This is a genomic window from Allobosea sp. RAF48, assembly GCF_052114025.1.
GTDB lineage: Bacteria > Pseudomonadota > Alphaproteobacteria > Rhizobiales > Beijerinckiaceae > Allobosea.
In genome coordinates this window covers 221,536-247,315 of the sequence record NZ_JBFRDZ010000005.1, presented here as the reverse complement: position 1 = coordinate 247,315, position 25,780 = coordinate 221,536, and the positions used below count along the sequence as shown (strand labels likewise).

Annotated in this window: 27 protein-coding genes; 19 read left to right on the top strand and 8 right to left on the bottom strand. The window is 66.5% G+C overall.

Features of this window, described 5'->3' with window-relative positions; translation table 11 throughout:
• Positions 1-165: 165 nt before the first annotated feature.
• From AB4Z10_RS12055 to AB4Z10_RS12045, 3 genes are read left to right on the top strand one after another with little or no spacing between them, the layout of a single operon-like run.
• Positions 166-564, top strand: coding sequence for a MarR family winged helix-turn-helix transcriptional regulator (locus AB4Z10_RS12055; protein ID WP_441470639.1), 399 nt, complete (start codon positions 166-168; stop codon positions 562-564).
• A 45-nt stretch (positions 565-609) separates the two neighbouring features.
• A complete protein-coding gene (locus AB4Z10_RS12050) occupies positions 610-1,926 on the top strand; it encodes an MFS transporter (RefSeq protein WP_441470638.1) in 1,317 nt (438 codons plus the stop codon).
• A 40-nt stretch (positions 1,927-1,966) separates the two neighbouring features.
• Complete coding sequence (locus tag AB4Z10_RS12045; protein WP_441470637.1) at positions 1,967-3,439, top strand: protein adenylyltransferase SelO; 1,473 nt, start codon at positions 1,967-1,969, stop codon at positions 3,437-3,439.
• Positions 3,440-3,504: 65 nt separating this feature from the next.
• On the opposite strand, the gene AB4Z10_RS12040 is transcribed toward AB4Z10_RS12045, so the two are convergent.
• The 7 genes from AB4Z10_RS12040 to AB4Z10_RS12010 form a co-directional block, all read right to left on the bottom strand.
• Entirely contained in the window at positions 3,505-4,206 is a 702-nt protein-coding gene (locus AB4Z10_RS12040; RefSeq protein WP_441470636.1) for an ABC transporter ATP-binding protein, read from the bottom strand.
• On the bottom strand, positions 4,203-4,961 hold the full coding sequence (locus tag AB4Z10_RS12035; protein WP_441470635.1) for an ABC transporter ATP-binding protein: 759 nt from the start codon (positions 4,959-4,961) through the stop codon (positions 4,203-4,205). The genes AB4Z10_RS12040 and AB4Z10_RS12035 overlap by 4 nt, the downstream gene beginning before the upstream one ends.
• Complete coding sequence (locus tag AB4Z10_RS12030) at positions 4,958-5,842, bottom strand: branched-chain amino acid ABC transporter permease (RefSeq protein ID WP_441470634.1); 885 nt, start codon at positions 5,840-5,842, stop codon at positions 4,958-4,960. The genes AB4Z10_RS12035 and AB4Z10_RS12030 overlap by 4 nt, the downstream gene beginning before the upstream one ends.
• Complete coding sequence (locus AB4Z10_RS12025; RefSeq protein ID WP_441470633.1) at positions 5,842-6,705, bottom strand: branched-chain amino acid ABC transporter permease; 864 nt, start codon at positions 6,703-6,705, stop codon at positions 5,842-5,844. Before AB4Z10_RS12025 ends, AB4Z10_RS12030 begins: the two co-directional genes overlap by 1 nt.
• A gap of 74 nt (positions 6,706-6,779) precedes the next feature.
• Positions 6,780-8,000: an ABC transporter substrate-binding protein gene (locus AB4Z10_RS12020; protein ID WP_441470632.1), complete on the bottom strand. Its 1,221-nt coding sequence runs from the start codon at positions 7,998-8,000 to the stop codon at positions 6,780-6,782.
• 18 nt (positions 8,001-8,018) lie between these two features.
• The gene (locus AB4Z10_RS12015; RefSeq protein WP_441470631.1) at positions 8,019-9,257 is read right to left on the bottom strand and encodes a metal-dependent hydrolase family protein; all 1,239 of its coding nucleotides are present in this window, start codon (positions 9,255-9,257) and stop codon (positions 8,019-8,021) included.
• 14 nt (positions 9,258-9,271) lie between these two features.
• Positions 9,272-9,922, bottom strand: coding sequence for a TetR/AcrR family transcriptional regulator (locus AB4Z10_RS12010; RefSeq protein ID WP_441470630.1), 651 nt, complete (start codon positions 9,920-9,922; stop codon positions 9,272-9,274).
• Positions 9,923-10,039: 117 nt separating this feature from the next.
• On the opposite strand from AB4Z10_RS12010, the gene pcaD reads away from it, so the two are divergent.
• Together pcaD and AB4Z10_RS12000 are read left to right on the top strand one after the other, a co-directional pair.
• The gene (gene pcaD / locus AB4Z10_RS12005; RefSeq protein WP_441470629.1) at positions 10,040-10,813 is read left to right on the top strand and encodes a 3-oxoadipate enol-lactonase; all 774 of its coding nucleotides are present in this window, start codon (positions 10,040-10,042) and stop codon (positions 10,811-10,813) included.
• Between the two features lie 178 nt (positions 10,814-10,991).
• Positions 10,992-13,553 carry a bifunctional acetate--CoA ligase family protein/GNAT family N-acetyltransferase gene (locus AB4Z10_RS12000; RefSeq protein WP_441470628.1) on the top strand — a complete coding sequence of 854 codons (2,562 nt, stop codon included), beginning with the start codon at positions 10,992-10,994 and terminating at the stop codon, positions 13,551-13,553.
• A gap of 71 nt (positions 13,554-13,624) precedes the next feature.
• Here AB4Z10_RS12000 and AB4Z10_RS11995 read toward each other — a convergent pair whose 3' ends face one another.
• Complete coding sequence (locus AB4Z10_RS11995) at positions 13,625-14,332, bottom strand: YcbK family protein (protein WP_441470627.1); 708 nt, start codon at positions 14,330-14,332, stop codon at positions 13,625-13,627.
• 340 nt (positions 14,333-14,672) lie between these two features.
• On the opposite strand from AB4Z10_RS11995, the gene AB4Z10_RS11990 reads away from it, so the two are divergent.
• From AB4Z10_RS11990 to nuoK, 14 genes are all read left to right on the top strand, one after another.
• Positions 14,673-15,053, top strand: coding sequence for an NADH-quinone oxidoreductase subunit A (locus AB4Z10_RS11990; RefSeq protein ID WP_400510278.1), 381 nt, complete (start codon positions 14,673-14,675; stop codon positions 15,051-15,053).
• Positions 15,054-15,118: 65 nt separating this feature from the next.
• A complete protein-coding gene (locus AB4Z10_RS11985; protein WP_441470626.1) occupies positions 15,119-15,703 on the top strand; it encodes a NuoB/complex I 20 kDa subunit family protein in 585 nt (194 codons plus the stop codon).
• A gap of 40 nt (positions 15,704-15,743) precedes the next feature.
• Positions 15,744-16,349, top strand: coding sequence for an NADH-quinone oxidoreductase subunit C (locus tag AB4Z10_RS11980; RefSeq protein ID WP_441470625.1), 606 nt, complete (start codon positions 15,744-15,746; stop codon positions 16,347-16,349).
• A complete protein-coding gene (locus AB4Z10_RS11975; protein WP_441470624.1) occupies positions 16,349-16,789 on the top strand; it encodes a GFA family protein in 441 nt (146 codons plus the stop codon). Before AB4Z10_RS11980 ends, AB4Z10_RS11975 begins: the two co-directional genes overlap by 1 nt.
• The gene (locus AB4Z10_RS11970; RefSeq protein WP_441470623.1) at positions 16,786-17,976 is read left to right on the top strand and encodes an NADH-quinone oxidoreductase subunit D; all 1,191 of its coding nucleotides are present in this window, start codon (positions 16,786-16,788) and stop codon (positions 17,974-17,976) included. The genes AB4Z10_RS11975 and AB4Z10_RS11970 overlap by 4 nt, the downstream gene beginning before the upstream one ends.
• A gap of 290 nt (positions 17,977-18,266) precedes the next feature.
• Positions 18,267-19,196, top strand: coding sequence for an NADH-quinone oxidoreductase subunit NuoE (gene nuoE, locus AB4Z10_RS11965; RefSeq protein ID WP_441470622.1), 930 nt, complete (start codon positions 18,267-18,269; stop codon positions 19,194-19,196).
• Between the two features lie 10 nt (positions 19,197-19,206).
• Entirely contained in the window at positions 19,207-20,511 is a 1,305-nt protein-coding gene (gene nuoF / locus AB4Z10_RS11960; RefSeq protein WP_441470621.1) for an NADH-quinone oxidoreductase subunit NuoF, read from the top strand.
• A 4-nt stretch (positions 20,512-20,515) separates the two neighbouring features.
• Entirely contained in the window at positions 20,516-22,594 is a 2,079-nt protein-coding gene (gene nuoG, locus AB4Z10_RS11955) for an NADH-quinone oxidoreductase subunit NuoG (RefSeq protein WP_441470620.1), read from the top strand.
• Between the two features lie 6 nt (positions 22,595-22,600).
• Complete coding sequence (gene nuoH, locus AB4Z10_RS11950; protein WP_441470619.1) at positions 22,601-23,653, top strand: NADH-quinone oxidoreductase subunit NuoH; 1,053 nt, start codon at positions 22,601-22,603, stop codon at positions 23,651-23,653.
• A gap of 32 nt (positions 23,654-23,685) precedes the next feature.
• Positions 23,686-23,850 carry a hypothetical protein gene (locus AB4Z10_RS11945; protein WP_441470618.1) on the top strand — a complete coding sequence of 55 codons (165 nt, stop codon included), beginning with the start codon at positions 23,686-23,688 and terminating at the stop codon, positions 23,848-23,850.
• A gap of 2 nt (positions 23,851-23,852) precedes the next feature.
• Complete coding sequence (locus AB4Z10_RS11940) at positions 23,853-24,083, top strand: hypothetical protein (protein WP_441470617.1); 231 nt, start codon at positions 23,853-23,855, stop codon at positions 24,081-24,083.
• Between the two features lie 19 nt (positions 24,084-24,102).
• Positions 24,103-24,591 carry an NADH-quinone oxidoreductase subunit NuoI gene (gene nuoI, locus AB4Z10_RS11935; protein WP_038367698.1) on the top strand — a complete coding sequence of 163 codons (489 nt, stop codon included), beginning with the start codon at positions 24,103-24,105 and terminating at the stop codon, positions 24,589-24,591.
• 232 nt (positions 24,592-24,823) lie between these two features.
• Positions 24,824-25,447, top strand: coding sequence for an NADH-quinone oxidoreductase subunit J (locus tag AB4Z10_RS11930; protein ID WP_441470616.1), 624 nt, complete (start codon positions 24,824-24,826; stop codon positions 25,445-25,447).
• The gene (nuoK, locus tag AB4Z10_RS11925; protein ID WP_061968159.1) at positions 25,447-25,755 is read left to right on the top strand and encodes an NADH-quinone oxidoreductase subunit NuoK; all 309 of its coding nucleotides are present in this window, start codon (positions 25,447-25,449) and stop codon (positions 25,753-25,755) included. Before AB4Z10_RS11930 ends, nuoK begins: the two co-directional genes overlap by 1 nt.
• The last annotated feature ends 25 nt before the right edge of the window (positions 25,756-25,780 follow it).

Here is a 25,780-nt window from a genome sequence, read left to right as displayed (position 1 = left end):
AGTCGGGCGGTATGGGGAATGTCCTTATCGTTGTTTTCCGATTTTAGAGATGAATGATCTCCTTTTTGCGGTCGGTGCCATGCGGGCCGGCTGCGCTGGATACGCCGCGGCGCGGTCGTCGAATCGCGCTTGATTTTGCAGCGAAGCGGGCATATACCCGCAACGATGTCCATCGCCTGTTACTGCACACGCCTCAAGACCGTGACCCGCAAGATTGCGGGACTCTACGACGCCGCTTTGGCGCCGGTGGGGATCAACATCGCCCAGTTCGCGATCCTCAGGAACGTCCGGAGGCATCAGCCAGTCAGCCTGACGGAACTGGGCCGGCTTCTGGAACTCGATCGATCGACCATGGGGCGCAATATCCGCGTGGTCGAGAAGATGGGCCTCGTACAACTGGGGCGCGGCGAAGATCAGCGGGAGCTGGTCGTGTCGCTGAGCGCGCAGGGGGAGGCGATTCTGGAGGAGGCATCTCCGCTCTGGGAGACGTGCCAGCAGGATATCACCGGGCGTCTTGGCGCCGAGCGTCTCAAGGCTCTCAACGAGCTGAGCGATCTTCTCTGATCGTTTAATCTTAAGCGGGTATATACCCATAAATTGGATGCTCTCATGTCGCAGATAGCCGTCTCCGCCGAGAACTCGGCATTACCCCGCTTCTTCGCCCGCCGCGGCATCCATTATGGCTGGGTGGTCGCGGCGGTCACCTTCCTGACCATGCTGGTGACGGCCGGCGCCGTCGGTGCGCCCGGCGTCCTGATCGGCCCGCTGCATCAGGAGTTCGGCTGGTCGACATCGGAGATCTCGTCCGCCTTCGCGATCCGCCTGGTGCTGTTCGGGCTGATCGGGCCGTTCGCCGCTGCCTTCATGAACCGCTTCGGCGTCCGGCGCGTCGCGGCCGTCGCCTTGACGCTGATCGCCGCAGGTGTGCTCGGCTCCTTCGTCATGACGACGCTGTGGCAGCTGATGCTGTTCCTGGGCGTCGTGGTCGGCTTCGGCACAGGGCTGACGGCCATGGTGCTGGGCGCGACAGTCGCGACGCGCTGGTTCGCGGCACGGCGCGGTCTTGTGATCGGCTTGCTCACGGCCAGCACGGCGACGGGCCAACTCGTCTTCCTGCCCCTGCTCGCCTCGCTGACGGAGACGGTGGGTTGGCGCAGCGCGCTCGCCGTCGTGCTCGTCATGCTGCTGCTCGCCGCTGTCGCGGTGCTGATCCTGATGCGCGACCGGCCCTCCGATATCGGGCTGGCGCCCTATGGCGCGACAGCTCCGACGGCAGCGCCGCCAGCAGCACCCGCGACGCTGGGCGCGATGCTGGCCTCGCCGCTTGTCGCACTCAAGGACGCCTCGCGCTCCGGCATCTTCTGGGCGCTGTTCGGCACCTTCTTCGTCTGCGGCGCCAGCACGAACGGCCTGGTGCAGACCCATTTCGTCTCGCTCTGCGGCGATTTCGGCATGGCGCCGGTGGCCGCAGCCGGCATGCTTGCGATCATCGGTGTCTTCGACTTCGCCGGCACGGTCGGCTCGGGCTGGCTGTCCGACCGCTTCGACAGCCGCAAGCTGCTGTTCTGGTACTATGGCCTGCGCGGGCTTTCGCTGATCTATCTGCCCTTCACCAGCTTCAGCTTCTACGAGCTCTCGATCTTCGCGGTGTTCTACGGGCTCGACTGGGTGGCGACGGTGCCGCCGACGGTGAAGCTCGCGGCCGACCGCTTCGGCGAACGCGCCAACCTCGTCTTCGGCTGGATCTTCGCCGGCCATCAGCTCGGCGCCGCTACCGCCGCCTGGGGGGCGGGTTTCAGCCGCACGGTCTATGCGAGCTACCTGCCGGCCTTCTTCATTGCCGGCGTGCTCTGCCTCATCGCTGCCGTGGCAATCGTGTCGGTGCGCGAGCCGCGCGAGCGGGGCCTCGTCCCGGTGGCTGCGTGAGGGTTGACGTTGCCATGCCGGCTGGCGCGCATATCTACGGATGATGATCGCGATTCCGTTCGACAACTCCTATGCGCGCCTGCCGGAGCGGTTCTATGCCGCGGTGAACCCGACTGCTGTCGCGGCACCCCGGCTGATCAAGCTGAACGAGGCGCTGGCGCGGCAGCTTGGCCTCGATCCGGGCTGGCTGAAAGGGCAGGACGGTTTGGCCCTGCTCGCCGGCAACAGCCTCGTCGAGGGCACGACCCCGATCGCGACGGCCTATGCCGGGCATCAGTTCGGCGGCTTCAGCCCGCAGCTCGGTGACGGCCGGGCCATCCTCCTTGGCGAAGTGGTGGACCGTGACGGCCAGCGCCGCGACATCCAGCTCAAGGGAGCCGGCCCGACGCCGTTCTCGCGGCGCGGCGACGGGCGGGCGGCGCTGGGGCCGGTGCTGCGCGAATACATCGTCAGCGAAGCCATGGCCGCGCTCGGCGTGCCGACGACACGGGCGCTCGCGGCGGTGCTGACTGGCGAGACGGTTCGGCGCGAGACGCTGCTGCCCGGCGCCATCCTGACCCGCATTGCCGCCAGCCATATCCGGATCGGGACGTTCCAGTTCTTCGCAGCGCGGCGCGATGTCGAGGCGCTGCGCCTCCTCGCCGACCACGTCATCGCGCGGCACTACCCGCCGGCGGCGGAGAGCGAAGCGCCGTATCTTGCCCTGCTGGAAGCCGTCGTCGCCGCGCAGGCCGATCTCGTTGCGCGTTGGATGCTGATCGGCTTCATCCATGGCGTGATGAACACCGACAACATGTCGATCGCGGGCGAGACCATCGATTACGGCCCCTGCGCCTTCATGGACAGCTACGATCCGGCGACCGTCTTCAGCTCGATCGACGAGCACGGACGCTACGCCTATGGCAACCAGCCGCCGATCGCGCTGTGGAACCTGACGCGGCTCGCGGAGGCGCTCCTGCCGCTGCTGGCGGATGACCAGGAAAAGGCCGTCGCGATCGCGCAGGACGCGGTCAACCGCTTCAATGAACTGTTCCAGGCCGCGCTGATCGCCGGCTTCCGCCGCAAGCTTGGCCTCGCGACCGAAGAGCCCGATGACGTCCCGCTCATCAAGGGACTGCTGGACACGATGCAGCGCGGACAGGCGGATTTCACGCTGACCTTCCGGCGGCTCAGCGATGATGCCGGGGGCAACGGGCAGAGCTGCCGCGAGCTCTTCGGCAATCCCGGAGAGTTCGACGATTGGTACGGCCGTTGGCAGCAGCGGCTGCAGCAGGAGAGCCCCTCCGCGGAAGAGCGGCAGCGCGCGATGCGAAGCGTCAATCCGCTGTTCATTCCGCGGAACCACCGGGTCGAGGCGGTGATCCAGGCAGCCGTGGAACGGGACGATCTGGCCCCGTTCGTGGAATTGCTCGCCGTTTTGGCGAAACCCTATGATGAGCAACCGGGCCGTGAAGACTACGCTCAGCCGCCGGCCGTGCATGAGCGCGTGCTGGCAACCTTCTGCGGCACCTAGCGTTTTGCGCCTCCAGGGATGACCCGGGCTTGCAGGCCGCTGCCGTTTGGACAGCGGCCGCTTCGTCAGTGCTGGCCGAGATAAAGCTCTGCTGCCTTCGGATCGTCGAGCAGGCTTTGGGCGGGGCCAGCGAGCGCGACCTTGCCGCCGTCGAGGATGCAGCCATTGTCGGAGATCGCGAGCGACTGGCGCGCGCGCTGCTCGACGACCAGAACCGAGACGCCGAGCTCGGGCAGGCGTTTGATCAGAGCGAAGGCCTCGGCCACCTTGGCGGGGGCAAGGGCCGCCGTCGGCTCGTCGAGGATCATCAGGCGCGGGCGCGTCATCAGGGCGCGGGCGAAGGCGAGCTGCTGGCGTTCGCCGCCGGAGAGCGAGCCGGCGCGCGCACGCTTGCGTTCGCCGAGCAGCGGGAACGCTTCGAAGAGCTCGCGGATGCGCTGTGCCTGATCGCGTACGCCGACGACGACCTGCAGGTTCTCCAGAATGCTCATCGAGCCGAAGACGTTGGCGACCTGCGGGACATAGCCGATGCCGGCCGCGATACGATCCTCGGTCGCGAGCGGCAGCAGGTCGCGCCCCTCGAACCGGATGCCGCCGGAGACGCGCGGCAGCAGGCCGACGATGGCCTTCGCCAGCGTCGACTTGCCGGCGCCGTTGGTGCCGGCGACCGTTAGGATCTCGCCCTTCTGCAGCGACAGCGAGATGCCGTTGAGGATGTCGACCTCGCCGTAGCCGCCGCGGACGTCCTTGATTTCCAGCAGCGTCACGACACGCCTCCGAGATAGGCTTCGCGCACGACGGGATCCTCGAGGACAGCGGCGGGCGCGCCCTCGGCCAGAACCTTGCCGCGATCCATGACGGCGAGCCGCGGCACGAGCCGGGTCAGCGCCTGCAGATCGTGCTCGATGATGACAAAGCCGATGCCACGCGCATTCAGCTCCTCGATCCGCTCCATGATCTCGCCGATCAGCACCGGATTGACGCCGGCGAAGGGCTCGTCGAGGAGGATGAGCTTCGGCTCGACCATCAGGGCGCGGCCGAGTTCGAGCAGCTTCTTCTGGCCGCCGGAGAGCTTGCCCGAGGGCACGTCGGCGACCTTGCCGAGCTTGAGGAAGGCAATGGTGCGCTCGACGGTCTCGGCGATCGCCGCTTCTTCCTTGCGGACCTGGCCGGGGCGAAAGAACAGGCCGAGCAGGCTCTCGCCGGTCTGATCGGGGGCGGAGGCCATCAGGTTCTCGCGCACCGTCAGATGCGAGAACTCGCGCGGAACCTGGAAGGTCCTGACCATGCCGGCGCGGGCGCGCTGCGGCGGGGAGAGGGCGTCGATCGGCTCACCGTTCAGCAGGATCTCGCCGGCGTCGGCCGGGACGAAGCCGGAGATGACCGAGAACAGTGTCGACTTGCCCGCGCCGTTCGGGCCGATGATCCCGAACAGGGCATCGGTCTCGATGGTGAGGCGCACGCCGTCGAGGGCCTGAAAGCCGCCGAAGGACTTGGTGATGTCGCGGATTTCGAGGCTCATCGCTTGGTGTAATCCCCCATGAGCCCCTGCGGCCGATAGATGATGAACAGGATCAGCAGCAAGCCGACGAGGCCGATCCGGACCGAAGCCATGTCGACCTCGGAGATGCCCGGCACGATGTCGCGGATGAAGCGCGAGCCTTCGAGGAAGGCCATCAGGATAACCGAGCCGATCACCGCGCCGGATACGCGACCGACGCCGCCCATGATGATCGCCATCCAGACATAGAAGGTGACGAGCGGGATGTACTGCTCGGGCACGATGTAGGTGATGTAGTGGGCGTAGAAGGCACCGGCGATGCCGGCGAGCGCCGCGCCGACCACGAGCACCTGGATCTTGAAGCGCGGCGGGTCCTTGCCCAGCGCCTGCACCGCTTCCTCGTTGTCGCGGATCGCCTCGATGATGCGGCCGAAGGGCGAGCGCGCGATGCGGCGGATCATCCAGGCGGCGACCACGGTGACGGCCAGGATGGTGGCGAAGGTGGCGAGCTGCCCGGCAGCGCCGCCGAGGCCGGAATAGAGCCGCGGAATGCCGGGAATACCCTGCACGCCATTGGTCAGCCAGCGCTCGCTGGTCAGGACGATGCGCACGACCTCCGAGAAGCCCAGCGTGACGACGGCGAAGTAGTCGTCGCGCAGGCGCAGCGAGACCAGGCCGATCGGCCAGGCCGCCACCCCCGCGAACAGGGCCGCGCCCGCGAAGCCGACGATGAACGGCGCGCCGTTCATGACGAGCAGTGCGCTGGCATAGGCGCCGATCGCGAAGAAGCCGACATGGCCGAAATTGATCAGGCCGGTGAGCCCGTATTGCAGCGTCAGCCCGAGGCTGAGCAGGACATAGATCAGCGCGATGATGCCGATCGCGACGAGATAGGCTTCCATCAGCGCACTCCTTCGACGCGACCGAACAATCCGCGCGGCCTGACCAGCAGGACGGCGAGCATGATCAGGAAGGCGATGGCGATCTTGTAGGTGAAGCCGACGAAGGGGGTCGAAACCTCCTGCATCGCGCCGAGGATGAGCCCGGCGACGACTGCGCCGACCGGCGAGCCGATGCCGCCGAGGATCGCCGCGGTGAAGGCAGGCAGCAGCATTTCCCAGCCGAATTCGGGGGTCACGATCGTCTTCATGCCGAGCATCATCCCGGCAATGCCGGCGACGGCGCCGGCAAGCAGCCAGAGCGCGATCATGACGCGGCCCGGCCGGATGCCGGAGACGCGGGCGAGGTCGCGATTATCGGCGACGGCACGCATCTGCCGCCCGATCGCGGTGAGGTAGAGCAGGCCGAAGACGGCGATCAGGGTGACGAGCGCTACCAGCGCCATCTGCAGGTCGAGCGGCAGGATGCGCAGCCCGCCGAAGACGTAGGGGCGCGAGAGCGGCACCTGAAAGACCTGTTGGCCATGGCCGAAGGCGACGCCCAGCGCCGCCCGCAGCACGAAGGCGACGCCGATCGAGGCGACGAGGAGCGCGACGACCGAGCGGTTGGCGAGCTTCCGGAACACGCTCCAATAGGCGAGGAGCAGGACGATTCCGGTCGCGCCGGCCGCACCGAGCCCGGCCACGATGAAGGAGCCGCTGGCCTTGTGGGCCGCCAGCGCCGCATAGGCGCCGAGCGTCATGGAGTCACCGGTCGCAGCGTTGGGAAAGCGTGCGATCCCGAAGACGAGGGTGATCGAGAGCGCCGCCAGGCCGATGACGAGGCCCTGGAATAACCCGTTTATGAAAAGCTGAGCATAGAACATGGAGCAACCTGGTCGGGCATCGCCGCTGCCGGAGCCTGCGGCCCCTGCAGGCGATGGCCTGCAGGGGCGATGCGTCAGATGTTGACGACGTAGCGCCGGTTGAGCTTGCCGCCTTCGATGAAGAAGACGCCGAAGGACGGGGAGACATCGCCGTACTGGTCGAAATCCAGCACGGAGGAGGCGCCCTCGTAGTTGATCTTGCCCTTCTTCAGCGCTTCCTTGCCCTCGGCGTAGCCGTAGACCTTCGTGCCGTCGGGGTTGCAGACCTCGCGGATCTTGGCATTGATCGCCGCCGTCTCGGTGGAGCCGGCCGCCTCGATCGCCAGGGCGAGCGCATGGACCATGTCCCAGGTCATGGCGCTGAAGATGTTCGACTGGCCGGACTGGCCGGTCGCCTTCTGATAGGCTTCTTCATAGGCCTTGAAGGACGGCGCCGTCTCGTTGGAGACCGAGTCGACGGAGATCACGCCCTCGACGACCTCGGGGCCGGTCGCCTTCACCAGATCGGGGTTGGCGGCCCAGCCGGGGATGATCCACTTGACCGGCTGCCCGGTCTGGAACCATTCGCGCATGATGATCGTGGTATCGGAGAGGTAGGAGCCGGTCACGATCACGTCGGGATTGGCGGCCAGCACCTTCTGCAGCTCGGAACGGTACGAGGCCTGGTTCGGCTCGTAGACGACGTTCTCGACGACCTTGTTGCCCTTCGCCTCCCAGGCCTTGCGGAAGCCCTCGGTATTGCCGATGCCGGAGGCGTTGTTGAAGGCCATGGTGGCCGGGCGCTTGAAGCCCTCCTTCACGCAGATCTCGGCGAAGGCCCTGCCGAAACGATCATTGGTGGCCTGGAAGCGATAGGCCAGGCCCTTGGCGTTGGCGGGAGGCACGGACAGGGCCGGCGCGCCGGAGGTATTCATCATGATGATGTTGGCGTCGTTGGTCAGCGGCAGCACCGCCAGCGAGACGCCGGACGACCATGTCCCCAACAGCGCCTGAATCTTGTTGACGTCGATCAGCTTCTTCGCGGCGAGCACGCCGGCCTGCGGGCTGGTCTGCGTGTCCTCCGCGACGACCTCGATCTTGCGGCCGGCCGCGCCGCCAGCGGCGTTGACGATCTCGGCCGCGGCGATGATCATCTTCTGCATGCCGGAGCCGTAAGGCGCGCCGGCGCCGGTGACCGGGCAGAGCGCGCCGATGCGGAAGACGCCCTGCGACTGTGCGCGCAGGACGGAAGGCGCTGCGATCAGCGCCGAAGCGGCACCCAGCGTGCCGATGAACTGACGACGGTTGGTGGTCATGGCCTGTTCCCTTTTTGGTTAGTTCAGTTCGTTCTTGATGAAGTCGCCGTTCTTCATGATGACCGGCATGTTGCGCCCCTGTCCCGTCAGGAGCGAGAGGTCGACCAGCGGATCGCCGTCGACCACGATGAAGTCGGCATAGGCGTCGGGCTTGATGGTGCCGATCTTGCCGGTCATGCCGATCAGCTCGGCCGCATTGACGGTTGCCGAGCGGATGACCTCGATGGCGGGCAGCACGCGTCCGCGGATGACGAACTCCTCCGACTGGTGGCGATGCATGGCGCCGAGCAGGTCCGTGCCGTAGGCCATCGTCACGCCGGCCTCGCGCATGATCTCGAGCGATTCCAGGCCACGCAGGCGAACGTCGTCGATCTTGGCGACGGAGGAGGGGGGCAGGCCGTAGGAGGCGCCTTCGTTGTTCAGCGCCTCATAGGTGACGAGCGTCGGGCAAGCGATGGCGCCGCGCTCATGCATGAGGCGCGCGGTCGCGGCCTGGACGAGGTTGGCGTGCTCGATCGAACGGACGCCGAGCTTCACGGCGCGCGCGATGCCCTCGTCGGTATAGAGATGCGCGGCGACATAGGTCTGCGCGTTGTGGGCTTCCTCGACGATCGCGGCGATCTCGGCATCGCTGAAGCCGAGGAAGGCGATCGGATCGGTCGGCGAGGCGATGCCGCCATTGGCCATGATCTTCACGAACTGCGCGCCCTGGCGGATCTCGTCGCGCGCGGCCGCGCGGCAGGCGTCGATGCCGTCGCAGATGCGGCCGAGCGAGCCGAGCTGATGGGTCTGGTAGTCGGGCTTGCGGTTGTCGTAGCGGCCGCGGAAATCGGCGTGTCCGCCGGTCTGCGACAGGGCCTTGCCGCAGATGACGAGGCGCGGGCCGACATAGAGGCCCTGCTCCTGCGCCTCCACGAGGGCATAGGTCGCGCCGCCAACGTCACGGACCGTGGTGAAGCCGCGATGCAGCATCTCGCCCATCAGCTTCACGGCCTGCAAGGCGACGAGCGCATCCGGGAGGAGCGCGTTCTGGCCGAAATTCGCGGAATTGGCGATCACATGGACATGGCAGTCGATCAGGCCGGGCATCAGGGTCCGGCCCTTGAGATCGATGCGCCGCGCGCCGCCGTCGGCGATGGGACGGTCCGAGACCTCGCGGATCAGCCCGCCTTCGATGCGCACGAAGCGGTCATGCTCGCCTTCCGGGCTGGACCCGTCGAGCAGCCTTGCATTCTCGAAGATGATCGCCTGTGTCACTGGAGTCTGCCTTGCTATGTCAGAACGGAAATGGCGCCTTCGCTTGCGCGGCTGCTCTGTGAGTGCTCGGCCAGGACCGTCTTCCAGAAGCCGAGAAGGCGCGCGTAATAGGCGGGGTCGTCGCGCAGGATGGTCTGCAGGCTCATGCCGCGCATCAGGCAGAGCGTGGCGTTGAAGGCGGCCTCGACCTCAGGCTTCTGCAGGCCGGTTCCGTCGAAGAAATCCTGCCAGGTGCCGTCGAGCGCCGCATGGAATTCGCGCGTCACCGAAACCAGCTGTTCGCGCAGGTAGGGATTGTGGCGCGCGGCCGTCACATGCTCGAGCGTGACCAGGAACAGCTTGCCGGAGAACAATTCCCACATCCGATCGACGAATTCGGAGAGGGACAGGCTTCCGGCTTTGACGAGTTCGGCGACCTCGCGGATCTCGTCGATCCAGCTCCGGAGCAGATGGCTCACGGACTGGACGATCAGATCGTCCTTGCCGGAAAAATGGTGGTTCAGCGCGCCACGGGTGACGCCTGCGCGGGTCGCAATATCCGCTGTCGTCGCAAGCGCGTAGCCGCGTTCGACCAGGAGGTCGAGCGTCGCCTCGACGAGCCGCGCCCGCGTTTCCGTCGAGCGTTCCTCCTGAGTCCGGCGCTGCTTCTCGGCTGATGGCGGCATCCGGGGACCTTAGTCGGCGTGAAACAAACAGACAAGCATGCATGTTTCTTTTTTCTGTTGTTGCGCACAATGATATCCCCAGCACACAAAGAGACCGAAACGGACGGAGCGACGGCGATGCGGATCAAGATCGGCCATGAGGAATTCGAAGTGCGCATCGACGGCAGCGATACGGCGCCTGCGCTGTTGCTCTCGAATTCGCTCAGCTCGGACATGTCGATGTGGGACGACCAGATTCCGCTCTGGTCGAAGCGCTTCCGCGTGATCCGCTACGATCAGCGCGGCCATGGCCGCAGCATCGTTTCGCCGGCTCCCTACACGATGCAGCAACTGGGGCGGGACGCGCTCGACGTGCTCGATGCACTCGGCGTCGCACGCGCACATTTTTGCGGGCTCTCGATGGGTGGCATGGTCGGCATGTGGCTGCTGACCCATGCGCCGGACCGAATCGAGCGGGCGGTCCTGGCCAATACCGCCGCCTATATGGGGCCGGCCGATCTCTGGAACGGCCGCGTCGCGGCAGCCGAAAGTGGCGGCATGGAAGCGCTCGTCGAGGCGACGATCGCGCGCTGGTTCCCGGAATCCTTCCGCGCTGCGGCACCCGAGACCATGGCGCGGATGCGGGCCATGATTCTGCGGACGCCTGTCATCGGCTATCAAGGGTCGTGTATGGCGATCCGCGACATGGACCAGCGGGAGTCGATCAAGTCGATCCGGAATCCGGTTCTCGTGATCGTCGGATCGAAGGACCCGGCCACGACACCCGCCGATGGCGAGGCTATCCGAGTGGCGATACCGGGCGCCCGCAAGTGCCTGCTGGACGCCGCCCATATCTCGAATATCGAGCAGGCCGAGCAATTCGGCGCCGAGGTCGATGCATTTCTCGGATGATGGGAACGGAAGGCCGTCGCGTCTTGGTCGCGGACATGGGAGAACTGTGACGTGCCAGCTCGTTCGAGAGGCTCGTCACGGGATGTGCGCGATCGTATGTGAAAGCTGTCGATGACACCTGGCCGGAGCGGCCAGGATCGTTTCTGATCGCACCGCTGCAAACGGACATGGCCGACCGATGACGCTCGCCCTGATCAAGCGCCTGCTCGAGCCTGCCACAATCACCGTGATTGCCGGCGCTGCCGAACCGGATGAGCTGGCAAGGCAAATCCAGGCGGGCGCTTATCGGGGCAAGCTGGTCGTGCTCTCCGGGGAGGACGACCTGCCGTCCATGCCGCCTTCCGATCTCGTCATCGCCTCCAGCGCGGCTGCGGAACGGGCGCTGGCCGCGGCAGGGGAGCGCGGCTGCGCCGGTCTGCTGGTGCCGGACGGGGACGCCGCCGATCGCGACCGGCTGTGCGCGGCCGCCCGTGCCGCGGGGGTGAGATTGGTCGGGCCGTCGTCCCTCGGGATCGCGGCTCCCCGCCTAGGCCTCAATGCGACCGCAGTGCCTACGCATCTTTCCGCCGGCACGCTGGCGCTGGCCGCGCAGTCCAACTCGGTGGCCGCCGGCATCCTGTCCTGGGCGGGGCGTCGCGAGATCGGCCTGTCAGGAGCCGTGGTCGTAGGCGAGGGGGCGGATGTCGATATCGCCGATTGCCTCGATCATTTTGCCGCCGATCCGCACACACGCACCATTCTGCTGGCTATCGACGAGGTCACGGATGCCGCGCGTTTCCTGTCCTCGGCACGCGCTGCCGCGCGGATCAAGCCCGTGCTGGTTCTGAAGCCACCGCGCCCCGATGGCACCTCCTCGGCCTTGACCCACGCCGGGCTGATCGTGACCAGCGATGCCGCGCATGACGCAGCCTTTCATCGCGCCGGGCTGCTGCGCGTGAACGATCTCGACGAACTCTTCGCCGCCGCGGAGACGCTCGGCCGGGCCCGGTCGGCCGATGCCGGCCGGCTTGCCATCGTCAGCAACGGGGAGGGGCTCGCCGCGCTGGCCGCTGGCAGGTTGCGGCAGGCGGCAGGCTCCCAGCCGCCGCGCCGGGAGCCTGAGATCGTCCGTAGCCCGCAGGACTATTATGAAGCGGTCTCGCGCTTGCTGGCGGAGGAAACGGTCGACGCGGTGCTGGCGCTCAACGCGCCGGTCGCGCCAGCTGATCCGCTGGATTGCGCCCGGGCGGTCGTTCGTGCCCGCCGGGACGCGCGGGCCAAGCCCGTGCTCGCTGCCTGGATCGGAGCGGGAGAGAGCGCAGCGGCGATCTTCGCCGCCGCCGGGATTCCCTCTTTCGCTACGGAGCAAGAGGCGGTCGTAGGGTTCCAGCACCTCACCCGTCATGCCGGGCTGATCAAGGAGCTGATGGCAACGCCGCCATCGGTCGATGACGACGACCCGCCCGACGTCGCCGCCGCCGAGACAATCATCGAGCGGGCGCTCGGAGAAGGACGCAGCTGGCTCGAGCCGGATGAGGTGACGCGTTTGCTCGCCTTGTTCCGGATCCCGACGCTCGATCTCGTCATCGCCCCCGATGCCGAGGCGGCGGTTGCGGCAGCCAGGGCGCAGTTCGAGGCAGGACGAACTGTCGCGCTCAAGATCGTCTCCCCCGACGTTCCGCATAAATCGGATGTCGGCGGCGTCGAACTCGACCTTGGCAACGAAGGCGCGGTGCGCGCGGCCGCGGAGCAGATGGCGGAGCGCCTTCGCCGGCAGCGGCCGCAGGCACGCTTGACCGGCTTCATGGTGCAGCCGATGGCGCACCGCGCCAAGGCACGGGAGCTGATCGCCGGATTCGCCACTGATCCCTGCTTCGGTCCCGTGATCGTTTTCGGCCGGGGTGGAACCGCGGCGGAGCTCATCGCCGATACGCATGTCGCGCTGCCACCGCTCGATCTCGCTTCGGCCGAGAGCCTGATCTCGCGAACCCGCGTCTCGCGTATCCTGGCGGCCTATCGCGATGTCCCGGCGGCCGACCGGCGCGCGATCGCCATGGTGCTGGTCGCATTGGGGAAGATGGCGTCCGAGCTGCCGCAGATCCGCGAACTCGATCTCAATCCGATCCTGGCCGATGCGAACGGCGCCGTCACGGTCGATGCCCGCATCGCGCTGGAACCCGACCCCACGCGCCGCCGGCGCCCGGCGATCCGCCCCTATCCGGCTGCGTGGACGAGGCGGCTGGAGCTGGGCGAGCGGAGCTTTTCGGTCCGCCCGATCAAGCCGGAAGACGAACTCCTGATCGGCGCGATGCTGAACAGGGTGACGCCGGAGGATTTGAGGCTGCGCTTCTTCGCGCCGCTCAAATCCTTCAGCCACAGCTTCCTCGCGCGCCTGACCCAGCTCGACTACGCGCGTGAGATGGCTTTCATCGCCACAGAGGACGGCAGCGGCGACGCTGCCGGAGCGGTCCGGCTCCATGCCGACCCCGGACATGTCGAGGCCGAATACGCGATCCTGCTGCGTTCGGACCTGAAAGGCATGGGCCTTGGCCGCGCATTGATGATGCTGATGATCGACTGGGCCAGGGCCGAGGGCATCCGCCGCGTGCATAGCCAGGTGCTGGCGGAGAACGGGCCGATGCTCGCTCTCTGTCACAGCCTCGGTTTCGAGATTGCGCTCGACCCCGATGATGTTTCGGTCAAGCGGGTCACGCTGCGGCTGGATGCGCCGGGCCATTCGGAGGCAGCCGAAGGGCCCTGATCCCGGTTGAAAGGAATGAGCGGCCGCGTTCGCGGCCGCTCAAACAGGGAAGATGGCGGGAGCGCCGCTCCCTACCAGGGTCGGCGCGGTCCCGTGTCGATGTGGATCAGCCCGTTCCAGTAGACATGGTGCCCGCCGACCTCCGGCAGGCTGCGCACCCATTCGAGGACGACGCGCGGGCGCACGCCCGGGACGCGGAAGTCCATGGCCTGGCAGCCCTTGTGATAGGAGCCGCGCCGCGCGCGCCAGGGCGGCCGCCAGGTCGAAGTCACCTTCACCGCGCCATAGCGATCCACGATCTTGCCGAGGGTCTGCTTCAGTTGGTCGGGCAGGCAGGTGATCGAGGTGCCGGGATCGGTCGAGATTCCCGGCCGCTCGGGCTTCTCGTTCGGGTCGAAGTCGGGCTCGGCGCCGGCCTTCTGGCCCGGCGTCAGCTTCGGCCATTCCACGCCTTCATCGTCGTCCGGCTCGCCGGGGGCGGGCGGAGTACTTTCGGCGGGCGGGGTTACGGAGGCGGGAGTGCTCTCAGGTGTTTCGGGCCCCGGCGCTGCAGGAGGCGTGTCCTGAGCGGCGCTGCGGGGTGACGGCGCTGTCGTGGAAGCGGCCCGCGGCACGATGATGTCCGGCAGTTTCGGCGTGCCCTCCAGATCGAGATCGAACGGCCGCTGCGGCGGCAAGGGCGCGCGGACGCGCTCGCCCTCCTGGGCCATGGCCGATGTTGTGGAAAGCAGAAGGGCAAGCGCCGGGACGACCGCGGCGCGCAGGCAGGCGGGCTTCATCGCGCCGCGGGAACCATTGCCGGATTCGGCGCGAAGGCGGGCTGAAACGGCTTAGACATCGAAGGCCTTTCGGGCGTGGCAGGCTTGCCGGCCGGGAACGATTCGGCACGGTGAACGGATTTCTGCCCGTCCCTGCAGCTGAAAATACGCGTTTCCGACGGAATTCCGCCCAGAACGGCGGAGAGGGTGTGCGGACGCAGACGAATTCTGCCCCATCCTGCGCTGCATTCAACCCGCTCGCGCGATTGTGCGGCGCGGCGGAGTCTTGCTTCATTCTAATCGAGGGTCTAAGCGACTGGGACAGCGAGCCGCCCCGCGGCCGTCTGAAGTGAGTTCGACCATGCAAGCTCTTCCGGTGTCATCGATCCTGAGCGACTACCTGCCGCTGGTGCTGTTCATCGGTGTCTCGGCAGTCATCGGCCTGGCCCTGCTGATCGCCCCCTTCGCGATCGCCTATTCGAAGCCGGATGCGGAAAAGCTCTCGGCCTACGAATGCGGCTTCAACGCCTTCGACGACGCCCGCATGAAGTTCGATGTCCGGTTCTATCTGGTCGCGATTCTCTTCATCATCTTCGATCTCGAAGTCGCGTTCCTGTTCCCCTGGGCCGTCGCCTTCGGCAGTCTCGGCTGGTATGGCTTCTGGTCGATGATGATCTTCCTCGGCGTGCTGACCGTGGGGTTCGTCTACGAGTGGCGCAAGGGCGCGCTGGAGTGGGACTGACTGTCGGATCGCGGGGCGGAGTTCCGCTTCCTATCTGGCAGGCAAAGGTTCACGAGGGTTAGGTTATGGCAATCACAGCGATCGATCGCGGCGACCCGCTCGTCGCGCAGGCACCGCGGGGGCTTCTCGGCCCGGACGGGAAGCCGGTCGGCACGCGTGATCCGTTCTTCGTCGAGATCAACAACGAGCTCGCCGACAAGGGCTTTCTCGTCACCGCCACCGACGATCTGATCAACTGGGCCCGCACGGGCTCGCTGATGTGGATGACGTTCGGCCTGGCCTGCTGCGCCGTCGAGATGATGCAGCTCTCGATGCCGCGCTACGACGTCGAGCGCTTCGGCTTCGCGCCGCGCGCCTCACCGCGCCAATCGGACGTGATGATCGTGGCGGGCACCCTGACCAACAAGATGGCCCCGGCGCTGCGCAAGGTCTACGACCAGATGCCGGAGCCGCGCTACGTCATCTCGATGGGTTCCTGCGCCAATGGCGGCGGCTACTACCACTACAGCTACTCGGTGGTGCGCGGCTGCGACCGCATCGTCCCGATCGACATCTATGTCCCGGGCTGCCCGCCGACGGCCGAGGCGCTGCTTTACGGCGTGCTGCTGCTGCAGAAGAAGATCCGCCGCACCGGCACGATCGAGCGCTGAGCGCTCCGTCGGTCGATGCTGCAGGCGATAGGGTGAGACGATGAGCGAAGCGCTCGTAAAACTCGGCGAAGAGATCAAGGCCGCGCTGCCCGGCGCGGTGACGGACGCGGTCGTCGCCTTCGATGAGCTGACAGTTCATGCCGAGGCGGCTTCGATCGTCGAGGTGCTGCGGGTGCTCTACAGCGATCCGCGCTTCCGCTTCGTCAATTTCACCGATATCGCCGGCGCGGACTATCCGGGCCGCGAGAAGCGCTTCGACGTCGTCTATCATATGCTGGCGCCGCACCATAACCGGCGTATCCGCGTGAAGGTCCAGACCGACGAGGCGACGCCGGTTCCCTCCGTGATCGATGTCTTCCCCGCGGCGAACTGGTTCGAGCGCGAGGCCTACGACTTCTACGGCATCCTCTTCTCCGGCCATCCGGACCTGCGCCGCATCCTCACCGACTACGGCTTCGAGGGTTACCCGCTGCGCAAGGACTTCCCGCTGACCGGCTTCGTCGAGGTCCGCTACGACGACGAACAGAAGCGCGTCGTCTACGAGCCGGTGAAGCTCAACCAGGAATTCCGCAACTTCGATTTCCTCTCGCCGTGGGAAGGCACGGACTACGTGCTGCCGGGTGACGAGAAGGCGAAGGGGGCGTGATGGCGGCTGCGGCGCAAAAACTGTCCGGCGGCTGCCTGTGCGGCGCGGTGCGGTTCAGCGCCGTGCCGACGAAGCACGAGATGGACGTCTGCCATTGCGGCATGTGCCGGCGCTGGAGCGGCGGGGTCTTCATGGCCGTGCCCTGCGGCGAGGTCACGATCGAGGACGGGAGCCAGCTCGGCAGCTATGTCTCCTCCGACTGGGGCATGCGCCAGTTCTGTCGCAATTGCGGTTCGAGCCTGTTCTGGCGGCTGCGCGAGGGCGGGGACCATGTTGCCGTGGCTTTCCAGAGCTTTGACGACACCAGCTCGTTCAAGTTCCTCGAAGAGATCTTCATCGATGAGAAGCCGGCGCTCTACGACTTCGCCGGCGAGCGCCCGCGGCTGACGGGCGCAGAAGTGATGGCGCGCTTCCAGGCGCAGCAGGAAGGCCGGCAATGACCGAGCACAACATCCGTAACTTCTCGATCAATTTCGGCCCGCAGCATCCGGCGGCGCACGGCGTGCTGCGCCTCGTGCTGGAGCTTGACGGCGAGGTCGTCGAGCGCGTCGATCCGCATATCGGCCTGCTGCACCGCGGCACGGAAAAGCTGATCGAGGCCAAGACCTATCTCCAGGCCGTGCCCTATTTCGACCGGCTCGACTATGTCGCGCCGATGAACCAGGAGCATGCCTTTGCGCTGGCGGTCGAGCGTCTCGTCGGCGTGACCGTGCCGCGCCGCGGCCAGCTCATCCGCGTGCTCTATTCCGAGATCGGCCGCATCCTCTCGCATCTGCTCAACGTCACCACGCAGGCGATGGACGTGGGCGCCCTCACGCCCCCGCTCTGGGGCTTCGAGGAGCGCGAGAAGCTGATGATCTTCTACGAGCGGGCCTGCGGCGCGCGCATGCATGCGGCCTATGTCCGCCCCGGCGGCGTGCATCAGGACTTGCCGGTCTCGCTGATCCACGACATCGCCGAGTGGTGCGATCCGTTCCTCAAGGTCTGCGACGACCTCGAAGGGCTGCTCAGCGACAACCGCATCTTCAAGCAGCGCAACGTCGATATCGGCGTGGTCGACCTCGAGACCTGCTGGAAATGGGGCTTCTCGGGAGTGATGGTGCGCGGCTCCGGCGCGCCCTGGGACCTGCGCAAGTCGCAGCCCTACGAATGCTACGAGGAGATGGAATTCGACGTCCCCGTCGGCAAGAACGGTGACTGCTTCGACCGCTACCACATCCGCATGGAAGAGATGCGCCAGTCGGTGCGCATCATGAAGCAGTGCTGCGACAAGCTGCTGGCGGCCGATGGCGGCGGCCCGGTCTCCTCGCTCGACGGCAAGATGGTGCCGCCCAAGCGTGGCGAGATGAAGCGCTCGATGGAAGCGCTGATCCACCACTTCAAGCTCTACACCGAGGGCTACAAGGTGCCGGCCGGCGAGGTCTATGCCGCCGTCGAGGCGCCGAAGGGCGAGTTCGGCGTCTATCTGGTCTCGGACGGCACCAACAAGCCCTATCGCTGCAAGATCAAGGCCCCGGGCTTCGCCCATCTCCAGGCCATGGATTTCATGTGCCGCAAGCACATGCTCGCCGACGTCTCCGCGATTCTCGGTTCGCTGGACATCGTGTTTGGGGAGGTCGATCGGTGAGATTGGCCGCTGTCTTGATCGGTCTGGTCGGGTGCGCGATCGCCGCTTGCGGCGCGTCGGCGCAGGGCCGTCCGACCTATCAGCAGCTCGAGAAGGCCGGGTTTCGCTATGTTGCCAAGGATCAGCCAGGCTATGTGAGCTGGTGCTCTTGGATTTATGTCCGCCGTTGTACGGATCCGGTCTTCAGCTGCAGTTGCGGCGGCCAGGATCCGAATTATGGGCGTTGTGCGCCGGCTCTGCCGCGCGCTGCCGCCCACTATCGAAGCTATTGCCAGGGTTGAGAAAGCCGAATGTCCGTCCGTCGTCTCGCACCTGATCCTGTCCAACCGGCCTCCTTCGCCTTCACCCCGGCGAACGAGAACTGGATCGACCAGCAGATCGCCAAGTACCCGGCGGGCCGCCAGGCCTCGGCCGTCATCCCGCTGCTGTGGAAGGCGCAGGAGCAGGAGGGCTGGGTCTCGCGCGCCGTGATCGAGACCGTCGCCCGGCGCCTCGGCATGGCGCCGATGCGCGTGCTGGAGGTCGCGACCTTCTACACCATGTTCAACCTGCAGCCGGTGGGCGAGTATTTCGTCCAGCTCTGCGGCACGACGCCCTGCGCGCTGCGCGGCGCGGAAGCGCTGAAGAAGGTCTGCGAAGACGTCATCGGCCCGCAATCGACCGTCACCGCCGACGGCAAGTTGTCGTGGCTGGAAGTCGAGTGTCTCGGCGCCTGCTGCAATGCGCCGATGGCGCAGATCAACGTCGATTACTACGAGGATCTGACGCCGGCCAATTTCCGCCAGCTTCTCGACGACCTGCGCAACGGCCGGCCGACCCAGCCCGGCCCGCAGAACGGCCGCACCGGCTCCGAGCCCGAAGGCGGTCCGCAGACCCTGACCGACAAGGCCCTCTATGACGGCTCGATGATCGGCGCCGGCGACTGGCAGAAGCGCATCGCCGAGCAGCGCAAAGCCACGGCCGAAGCCGCAGCCGCCAAGGCTGCAGCCGAGGCGGAAGCGAAGAAGACTGCCGAAGCCGACGCCAAGAAGGCCGAAGCCACGCCGGCCGCCGTCGCCAGCAAGCCTGCAAGCGAGACCGCCGCCGCTGGCCGCCCAAAGCCTTCGGAGCCCGCCCAGCCGAGCAGCGCCGCCCAGGACACGCCGTCCGCCGACGGCAAGCCGAAGACGACCCGCTCGCGTGCCAAGACCGCCAAGAGCGGCGACAAGCCGGCGGAGTGAGGATCAGATCATGCTCGCAGATCGCGACCGCATCTTCACCAATCTCTACGGCCTGCATGACCGTACCCTGAAGGGTGCGATCCAGCGTGGCGCCTGGGATGGCACCAAGTTCCTGCTGGAGCAGGGCCGGGACTGGATCATCGACGAGATGAAGAAGTCCGGCCTGCGCGGGCGCGGCGGTGCCGGCTTCCCGACCGGGCTGAAATGGTCGTTCATGCCCAAGCAGAGCGACGGGCGTCCGCATTACCTCGTCGTCAACGCCGACGAGTCGGAGCCCGGCACCTGCAAGGACCGCGAGATCATGCGCAACGACCCGCATACGCTGGTCGAGGGCTGCCTGATCGCCTCCTTCGCCATGGGCGCGCATGCGGCCTATATCTACATCCGCGGCGAATATGTCCGTGAGCGCGAAGCGCTGCAGCGCGCTGTCGACGAGGCCTATGAGGCCAAGCTCATCGGCAAGGACAACGTCCACGGCTATCCCTTTGACCTCTATGTGCATCACGGCGCCGGCGCCTATATCTGCGGCGAAGAGACGGCGCTGCTGGAGAGCCTTGAGGGCAAGAAGGGCATGCCGCGGCTGAAGCCGCCATTCCCCGCCAATATGGGCCTCTACGGCTGCCCGACGACGGTGAACAACGTCGAGTCGATCGCGGTCGCGCCGACCATCCTGCGCCGCGGCGCGAGCTGGTTCTCCTCGATCGGCACCCCGAACAATGTCGGCACCAAGCTCTTCTGCGTCTCGGGCCATGTGAACAAGCCCTGCAACGTCGAAGAGGCGATGGGCATCCCCTTCCGCGAGCTGATCGACAAGCATTGCGGTGGCATTCGCGGCGGCTGGGACAATCTGAAGGCGGTCATCCCCGGCGGCTCCTCGGTGCGCATGGTTCCGGCCGAGCAGATCATCGACACGCCGATGGATTTCGACTCGCTCTCGAAGCTGCGCTCCGGCCTCGGCACGGCGGCGGTGATCGTCATGGACAAGTCGACCGACATCGTCCGCGCCATTGCCCGCATCAGCCATTTCTACAAGCATGAGAGCTGCGGCCAGTGCACGCCCTGCCGCGAGGGCACGGGGTGGATGTGGCGCGTCATGGAGCGCATGGCCGAAGGCCGCGCCCAGAAGCGCGAGATCGACATGCTGCTCGACGTCACCAAGCAGATCGAGGGCCACACCATCTGCGCGCTCGGCGACGCCGCGGCCTGGCCGATCCAGGGCCTGATCGCGCATTTCCGGCACGAGATCGAGCAGCGCATCGACGACTATGCCGCCAACCCGCACAGCGAGCCTGTGCGTCTGATGGCGGCGGAGTGAGACCATGACGAAACTCCTCATCGACGGCATCGAGGTCGACGTACCCGCCGAATACACGGTCCTCCAGGCCTGCGAGGCGGCGGGCGTCGAGGTGCCGCGCTTCTGCTTCCACGAGCGGCTCTCGATCGCCGGCAACTGCCGCATGTGCCTCGTCGAGGTGAAGGGTGGCCCGCCGAAGCCGCAGGCCTCCTGCGCCATCGGCGTGCGCGACCTGCGCCCTGGCCCGAACGGCGAGCCGCCGGTCGTCTCGACCAAGTCGCCGATGGTCAAGAAGGCGCGCGAAGGGGTGATGGAGTTCCTGCTCATCAACCATCCGCTCGACTGCCCGATCTGCGACCAGGGTGGCGAATGCGACCTGCAGGACCAGGCGATGGCTTATGGCGCGGACACGTCGCGCTATGCCGAGAACAAGCGCGCCGTCGAGGACAAGTATATCGGGCCGCTGGTCAAGACGACGATGACGCGCTGCATCCAGTGCACGCGCTGCGTCCGCTTCACCACCGAGGTCGCCGGTGCCTCCGACCTCGGCGCCATCGGCCGCGGCGAGGACATGGAGATCACGACCTATCTCGAGCACGCGATGAGCTCGGAGCTGCAGAGCAATATCGTCGATCTCTGCCCCGTCGGCGCGTTGACCTCGAAGCCCTACCAGAACAAGGCCCGCCCCTGGGAGCTCTCCAAGACCGAGAGCATCGACGTGATGGACGCGGTGGGCTCGGCCATCCGCGTCGACTCGCGCGGCAAGGAAGTCATGCGCATCCTGCCCCGCCTCAACGAGGCGGTGAATGAGGAGTGGATTTCCGACAAGACCCGGCACGTCGCCGACGGTCTCAAGACCCAGCGCCTCGACCGGCCTTATATCCGCGAGAACGGCCGGCTGCGCCCGGCGAGCTGGAACGAGGCCTTCGCCGCCATCGCCGCCAAGGTGAAGGCTGCCGCGCCTGAGAAGATCGGCGCCATCGCTGGCGATCTGGCCGCGGTCGAGGAGATGTTCGCGCTGAAGGCGCTGATCGCCTCGCTCGGATCAGCCAATCTCGACGCGCGCCAGGACGGCACGAAGCTGCATCCGAAGTTCGGCCGCGCCTCCTACCTCCTCAACGCCGGCATCGCCGGCATCGAGGACGCGACCTCGCTGCTGATCATCGGCTCGAACCCGCGCCGCGAGGCCCCGATCCTGAATGCCCGCATCCGCAAGCGCTGGCTGCGCGGTGACTTCAAGATCGGCGTCATCGGCGAGAAGGCCGACCTGACCTATTCCTACGACTATCTCGGCGCCGGCCCGGAGACGCTGGCCGATATCGTCAAGTCCGCCGCATCCGCCGGCGGCAAGCCGATGGTGCTGATCGGGCAGGGGGCTCTTGCCCGCGCCGACGGCGAGGCCGTGCTCTCGCTCGCCGCCAAGGCGGCGCAGTCGCTGGGCGCGATTGCCGAAGGCTGGAACGGCTTCGGCGTGATCCACACCGCCGCCGCCCGCGCCGGTGCGCTCGATCTCGGCTTCGTGCCGCAAGAAAACGCTCATGGATCGGGCGGTCTGGATGCCGCCGCCATGGTCCAGCCGGGTGCGCTCGACGTGCTCTTCCTGCTCGGTGCCGACGAGATCGAGGTGCCGGAAGGCGCTTTCGTCGTCTACCAGGGCACGCATGGCGACAAGGGCGCTCATCGCGCCGACGTCATCCTGCCGGGTGCGGCCTATACCGAGAAGTCCGGCACCTATGTGAACACCGAAGGCCGCGTGCAGATGGCGGATCGCGCTACCTTCCCGCCGGGCGATGCCCGCGAGGACTGGGCGATCCTGCGTGCGCTTTCGGGCCATCTCGGCAAGACGCTGCCCTTCGACTCCCTGTCCGGCCTGCGCAAGGCGCTCTACGGGGCGCACCCGCATTTCGCGGCGCTCGACGGTCTGCCCGTCAACGACGCAGCGGAGATCGGCAAGCTCGCCGGCCTTGGCGGCAAGACCGACAAGGCGGGCTTCGCCCCGGCCGTCAGTGACTTCTACCAGACCAACCCGATCGCGCGTGCCTCTGCCGTGATGGCGGAATGCTCGGCGCTGGCCTCGGGCCGGCACCAGCAGGCGGCGGAGTAACCGGCCATGAACTGGGACCTCGTCCTCGATATCGCGATCATCCTCGGCAAGAGCCTGCTGCTGCTGGTCTGCCTGCTGGTCTTCATCGCCTATATACTGCTCGCCGACCGCAAGGTCTGGGCGGCGGTGCAGCTGCGCCGTGGCCCGAACGTCGTCGGTCCCTGGGGGCTGTTCCAGAGCTTCGCGGACCTGATCAAGTTCGCGCTCAAGGAGCCGATCATCCCGGCCGGCGCCAACAAGGGCATCTTCCTGCTCGCGCCCTTCATCTCCTGCCTGCTGGCGCTCGGCGCCTGGGCGGTGATCCCGGTGGCGGAAGGCTGGGCGATCGCCGACATCAATGTCGGCGTGCTCTACATCCTCGCGATCTCCTCGCTCGGCGTCTACGGCATCATCATGGCCGGCTGGGCCTCGAACTCGAAGTACCCGTTCATGAGCGCGCTGCGCTCGGCGGCGCAGATGGTGTCCTACGAGGTCTCGATCGGCTTCGTCATCATCACCGTGCTGCTCTGCGTCGGTTCGCTCAACCTCTCGGCTATCGTCGAAGCCCAGCAGAACCGTGGCCTGGCCCATGCGCTCGGCGTGCCCTGGCTCAGCATCCTGAACTGGTACTTCCTGCCGCTCTTCCCGATGTTCGTGGTCTTCTTCATCTCGGCGCTGGCCGAGACGAACCGGCCGCCCTTCGACCTGGCCGAGGCGGAATCTGAGCTCGTGGCGGGCTTCATGGTCGAGTATTCCTCGACGCCGTACCTGCTGTTCATGCTCGGCGAATACGTGGCGATCATGACCATGTGCTCGCTGACGACGATCCTGTTCCTCGGCGGCTGGGCCCCGCCGGTCGCGCTGCCGCCCTTCACCTGGCTGCCCGGCGTGTTCTGGTTCGCGCTCAAGGTCTGCCTCGTGTTCTTCATGTTCGCGCTGGTGAAGGCCTTCGTGCCGCGCTACCGCTACGACCAGTTGATGCGTCTGGGCTGGAAGGTCTTCCTGCCGCTCTCGATCGCCAGCGTGGTGATCGTGGCGCTGGTGCTGCAGTTGACGGGCTGGGGTCCGGTCGGCGGGTGAGTTTGGCTGCGATCTCCGGAATTGCATTCGGTATGATCGCAGCACTGGTTCTGTACGGCTCGGCGTGCTGGTGGGCGCGGCGAAGCCGAATCTTCGATGCGCTTGACGTGGCGCTCGGAGGGGCGGTGGCCGCCGCGGTTGTCGGTGGCTTCGGCGGATACAAGGCTGTTCAGTGGCTTGGGCTGCTGGCGGCATGAACATGGCGGGTTTCCTCGGCGCCCTGATCGGCTTCGGGCTGGGCCTGCTGGAATACCGGCTGATCTCGGCCGTGGTGATCGGGGCGCTGAGGCGCACGGATCACTCGACGACAGAGGCCGAAAAGATGGATTATGAGCGCCGCATCCGCATCCTGCGGCGGGCGCTGATGGCAATGACGATCGGCTTCATGCCGATCCTGGGTTTCGTGATCGGCCGGACGCTGTTCGGCTGAGGATGGAAGGACGAAGGCGATGTCACTCGCGCAAGCCGCAAGGGGCCTGCTGCTGAAGGAGTTCGTCGGGGCGATCGGCCTGTCGATGCGCTACTTCTTCAAGCCGAAGGCGACGTTGAACTACCCGTTCGAGAAGGGCCAGCTCTCGCCGCGCTTCCGCGGCGAGCACGCGCTGCGCCGCTATCCGAACGGCGAGGAGCGCTGCATCGCCTGCAAGCTCTGCGAGGCGATCTGCCCGGCGCAGGCCATCACCATCGAGGCCGGTCCGCGCCGCAACGACGGCACGCGCCGCACCACCCGTTATGACATCGACATGACGAAGTGCATCTATTGCGGCTTCTGCCAGGAAGCCTGCCCGGTCGATGCCATCGTCGAGGGGCCGAATTTCGAGTTCGCGACCGAAACGCGCGAGGAGCTGTTCTACGACAAGGACAAGCTGCTCGCGAACGGCGCGCGCTGGGAACGCGAGATCGCGCGCAATATTGCGATGGATGCGCCGTATCGATGATGAACTGGCCGTCATGCTCGGGCTTGCCCCGAGCATCTCTTGCAGGAGATTCTTGGGTCTGAGCTTCGCTTCGCCCGAGATTGACGCCCTTGGAATGAGACCAGACCCGCCGCGCGGTTGTCGCGTCCGGCGGGCCTGATTATAGACGCTCCAAATTGCACCGGGATCCCGAGTCCCGGAGCACGAACCAAACGAGGACCGCGCCGAAAAGGGGCGGGAAGGGCTGGCCGAGATGAATGCCGCAGCGGCTTTCTTCTATCTTTTCGCAGGGGTGACCGTGGCATCCGCCTTCATGGTGGTGACCTCACGCAATCCCGTGCATTCGGTGCTGTTCCTGATCCTGGCCTTCGTCAATGCGGCCGGGCTGTTCATGCTGCTGGGTGCCGAGTTCCTCGCGATGCTGCTGGTCGTCGTCTATGTCGGCGCGGTCGCGGTGCTCTTCCTCTTCGTGGTGATGATGCTCGACGTCGATTTCGCCGAGTTCCGCCAGGGCTTCCTGAATTATCTGCCAGTCGGTGCGCTCATCGGCTTCATCTTCGCCGTCGAGCTGCTGCTGGTCGTCGGCGCCTGGGTCATCGACCCGCAGATCGTCAAGGCGCCGGTCGCCGCGATCCCTGCCGGCGTCACCAACACCGAGGCGCTCGGCCGCGTGCTCTACACCCAGTACGTCTACTACTTCCAGGCGGCGGGTCTCGTGCTGCTGGTCGCCATGATCGGCGCGATCGTGCTGACGCTGCGCGAGCGGCACGGCATCAAGCGCCAGCACGTCCCGACCCAGAACGCCCGTACCAAGGACGCGGCGATGGAGGTCAAGCAGGTGCCCTCGCGCGCCGGCGTTCCCGAGGAGATGGCGTGATGACGATCGGACTGGGCCATTATCTCGCCGTCAGCGCCATCCTGTTCACGCTCGGTGTGCTCGGCATCTTCATCAACCGCAAGAACGTCATCGTCATCCTGATGTCGGTCGAGCTCATCCTGCTCTCGGTCAATCTGAACTTCGTCGCCTTCTCGAGCTTCCTGAACGACATCGTCGGACAGGTCTTCGCGCTGCTCGTACTCACGGTGGCGGCGGCTGAGGCCGCGATCGGCCTCGCCATTCTCGTCGTCTACTTCCGCAACCGCGGCACGATCGCGGTGGAAGACATCAACATGATGAAAGGCTGAGCGCTGTCCGGCGCCTGGACCTCAC